This window comes from Citricoccus sp. (genome assembly GCF_035445025.1).
Taxonomy (GTDB): Bacteria; Actinomycetota; Actinomycetes; order Actinomycetales; family Micrococcaceae; genus Citricoccus.
The window spans coordinates 1-3,360 of the sequence record NZ_DAOMPX010000114.1 but is presented as its reverse complement, the minus strand read 5'-3'; the positions used below and the strand labels follow the sequence as shown (position 1 = coordinate 3,360).

The 3,360-nt window shown below is 71.9% G+C and carries 4 protein-coding genes; 3 read left to right on the top strand and 1 reads right to left on the bottom strand.

Annotated elements, in window-relative coordinates:
* Positions 1-822: TolB family protein (locus PLJ28_RS15135; protein ID WP_502877096.1), on the bottom strand; the 822-nt coding region annotated here is incomplete at its 3' end.
* A gap of 82 nt (positions 823-904) precedes the next feature.
* Here PLJ28_RS15135 and PLJ28_RS15130 point away from each other — a divergent pair.
* The 3 genes from PLJ28_RS15130 to PLJ28_RS15120 all read left to right on the top strand — a co-directional run bounded on the left by PLJ28_RS15130 (position 905) and on the right by PLJ28_RS15120 (position 3,141).
* Complete coding sequence (locus tag PLJ28_RS15130) at positions 905-1,399, top strand: NfeD family protein (protein WP_183526004.1); 495 nt, start codon at positions 905-907, stop codon at positions 1,397-1,399.
* Positions 1,400-1,464: 65 nt separating this feature from the next.
* Positions 1,465-2,682, top strand: a complete 1,218-nt coding sequence (locus PLJ28_RS15125) for an SPFH domain-containing protein (RefSeq protein WP_298045488.1) — start codon at positions 1,465-1,467, stop codon at positions 2,680-2,682.
* 111 nt (positions 2,683-2,793) lie between these two features.
* Positions 2,794-3,141 (top strand): RNA polymerase-binding protein RbpA, encoded by a 348-nt coding sequence (locus PLJ28_RS15120; protein ID WP_183526001.1) that lies wholly within the window; start codon positions 2,794-2,796, stop codon positions 3,139-3,141.
* Positions 3,142-3,360 lie beyond the last annotated feature (219 nt).

The window sequence follows — 3,360 nt, the reverse complement described above, 5'->3', positions numbered from 1 at the left end:
CCGGACGGAGCCGTCGTGGGGACCCGCCGGCTCCACGGCGCGGGTGTCGACCACGGCGACGGCGGTCCGCAGGTCCAGCCCGGCGCCCGCCCCGGGCGTGGTGGTGAAGAACACGTGCCGGCCGTCGGCGGCGTAGACCGGATCGGTGGCCTCGCGCTCCCCACCGGTGAGCTGACGGGCCGGTGGCACGGCCGGGCCCGGCGCGGCGGCGGCCTTCGCCCGTCCCCGCGGGGCGAACACGGGTTCCCCGTCCGGGTCGGGGAGCTCGATCTCGAACAACTGGGCCCGCTGGTCGGTGGTGTAGCCCCGTCCGTTCTCGCGGTGGTCCGGCCCGGTGAACAGTCGCGGGTCCTCCTGCGCCGGGCCGACGTCGGGCAGCGTGCCGTAGCGACCGGCCTCGGGCACCGCGGCGCTGAACACGATCCGGGAGGAGTCCGGGGACCAGTTGAACTGGGTGACCCCCAGGGGCCGGTCGGTGAGGAACCGCGCCTCGCCGCCGTCCAGGGGCAGCAGCACCAGCTGCGGCGCGGAGTCGGCCGGGGTGTCCCGGTCGATCCCGGCGCCGTGGCCGGTTCCCGGGGCTGGCGTGCGCAGGAAGGCCACACTCCTCCCGTCCGGGGCCACGCGCGGGCCGGCATCCCGGTAGCCACGCGTCAGGCGCCGCGGCGGGGCCGCACCGTCCGTCGAGATGAGCCACAGCTGACCGGTGTAACCGTCCGTCCCGAAGTCCGCGCGGGAGGTGGCGACCACGAGGTGCCGGCCGTCCGGGGTGAGCGAGGGCGTCCCGGTGGAGGTGATGAGGTCGAGCTGCTCTGGTCGCATGTGCATAACCTACGTTGTCGGATGCCGTGGTGAGCAGGCAGGATGGGGGGAAGGGCGCACATCGCGCGGGCAGGAGGCCACGATGGTCGAATGGGTCGGTGACAACCTCTGGGCGTTCTGGCTGACCGTGGCCGTCGTGTTCGCCGTGGTGGAGGTCTTCATCCTGGACCTCGTGTTCCTCATGCTCGCCGCCGGTGCGGCGGCCGCGCTCGCCACGGCACTGGCCGGTGGTGAGGCCTGGCTGCAGATCGTCATGTTCTCCGGGACGTCCCTGCTGATGCTGGCGGCCGTGCGGCCGACGGCCCTGCGGCACCTGAAGAAGGGGCCGGCGGACCAGCTGACCAACGTGGACACCCTGCCCGGCCGGACGGCCGTGGTCCTGGAGGACACCACGGGTGACTCCGGGCTGGCGAAGGTGGACGGCGAGACGTGGACGGCGCGCTCGGCCACCGGGGTCCTCATCCCGGCCGGTTCCGAGGTGGAGATCGACAGGGTCCAGGGGGCCACGCTCATCATCCACCCCCGTCCGAGCATCGACTGGGAGTCCGGCCAGGCCGACCAGACCGACGGACCCTGACCCGGCGCACAACCTACCCAGCATGAACAGCAGGCGGTCCGCGGACCGCAGGAGGGAGCAAGGGCGTGGAAGTCCTTATCGTGCTCATCGTCGTAGCGGTCCTGGTGGCCATCATCCTGATCCGGGCGGTGCGGATCGTGCCCCAGGCGCGGGCCGGCATCGTCGAGCGCCTGGGCAAGTACCAGAGCACCCGGGGGGCCGGGCTGACGCTGATGATCCCGTTCATCGACCGGATGCGGCCCCTGATGGACATGCGGGAACAGGTGGTGTCCTTCCCGCCCCAGCCGGTGATCACGGAGGACAACCTCGTGGTGTCCATCGACACGGTGGTGTACTTCCAGGTGACCGACGCCAAGGCGGCCACCTACGAGATCAACAACTACATCCACGCGGTGGAACAGCTCACCACCACCACGCTGCGCAACGTGGTCGGCGGCATGAACCTCGAGGTCGCGCTGACGAGCCGTGACTCGATCAACAACCAGCTGCGCGGGGTGCTGGACGAGGCCACCGGCAAGTGGGGACTGCGGGTCTCGCGCGTGGAACTCAAGGCCATCGACCCGCCGCACTCCATCCAGGACTCGATGGAGAAGCAGATGCGCGCCGAGCGGGACCGCCGTGCCGCCATCCTGACCGCCGAGGGCACCAAGCAGGCCGAGATCCTCACCGCCGAGGGTGAGCGCCAGGCCGCGATCCTCGAGGCCGAGGGTGACGCCCAGGCCCGCATCCTGCGTGCCAACGCCGAGGCGGAGGCCATCCACGTGGTGTTCGAGGCCATCCATGAGGGCCGCCCGGACCCGGACCTGCTCGCCTACAAGTACCTCGAGACGCTGCCGAAGATCGCCGAGGGCGAGTCGAACAAGGTGTGGGTCATCCCCGCGGAGCTCACGGACGCCCTGGGCCGGATGGGTTCGGCCTTCGGCGGCTCCGGCTCGGCGGAGTCCGCCGTGCAGGACCTGGACGGCGGATCGTCGAGCGGAGACGATGACGGCGAGGCCGACGCCCGGCCCCGGGGCCGCCGGCGGGAACCGCGACCGACCACCGCCGCCGAGCTGAGCGAGGCCGGCCAGGGCCTGGGCGCCATCACGGACACCCCACTGGAGGAGGCGCTGGCGCCGCCGGCGATCCTGGAGGACGAGCACTCGGCGACCGCCGAGCGCGCCCTGCAGGCCTCGACCTCCCCTGCGGACGCGCCCACCATGCCGCGGCGTGCCCCCGGGGGGACGGACGCGGTCAGCCCGGAGGGCCGGATCGGCGAGGGCGGGAACAAAGATGGGTCCTGAGGCGTTGGCACCCTCAGATCCCCCCGCCGGACCGGCCGAGGTACCCGACGGTGCACGGTAGACTGGTGGGTCGACGTCGTACCGCCCCGATGGGGGCCGGAAGGAGACCGAATGAGCGACCGCAGCCTGCGCGGCATGCGCCTGGGCGCCCAGTCCATGGAGTCCGAGTCCGGAGTGGAGCCAGCCCCGCGTCAGCGGGTCGAGTACCGCACCGAGGACGGTGAGCAGGTGTTCGTGGTGTTCGCCACGGACGCGGAGATCCCCGCCACCTGGACCTCGAAGACCGGCAAGGAGGCGCTCCTGGTCGACGGCGAGAAGCCGGACCAGACCGACGCCAAGCCGGTCCGCACCCACTGGGACATGCTCCTGGAGCGGCGCAGCATCGAGGAGCTCGAGGAGGCCCTGGAGGGCCAGCTGAACAAGCTCCGCGAACGCCGGGGCGAGAAGACCAGCTCCTGACCGGTTACTGAGCGCCGGGACGTCCCGGACCACCAGGCAGCAGAGGCCCGCATCGCGATCGATGCGGGCCTCTGCTGTTCCCTGCGCCGGGTCCGGGGCTCAGCCGCCGAACCGGGCCTTGAGGACGTTCCAGCGGGCCTGCAGGCCCCACTTGGTCACCGAGGCGACGGCCTCGGTGATGATGTTCCCGCTCATCTTGGACTCGCCGTACTCGCGTTC

Coding starts and splice junctions, on each gene's coding strand:
- PLJ28_RS15130 (WP_183526004.1), top strand. CDS start 905: ATGGTCGAATGGGTCGGTGACAACCTCTGGGCGTTCTGGCTGACCGTG.
- PLJ28_RS15120 (WP_183526001.1), top strand. CDS start 2,794: ATGAGCGACCGCAGCCTGCGCGGCATGCGCCTGGGCGCCCAGTCCATG.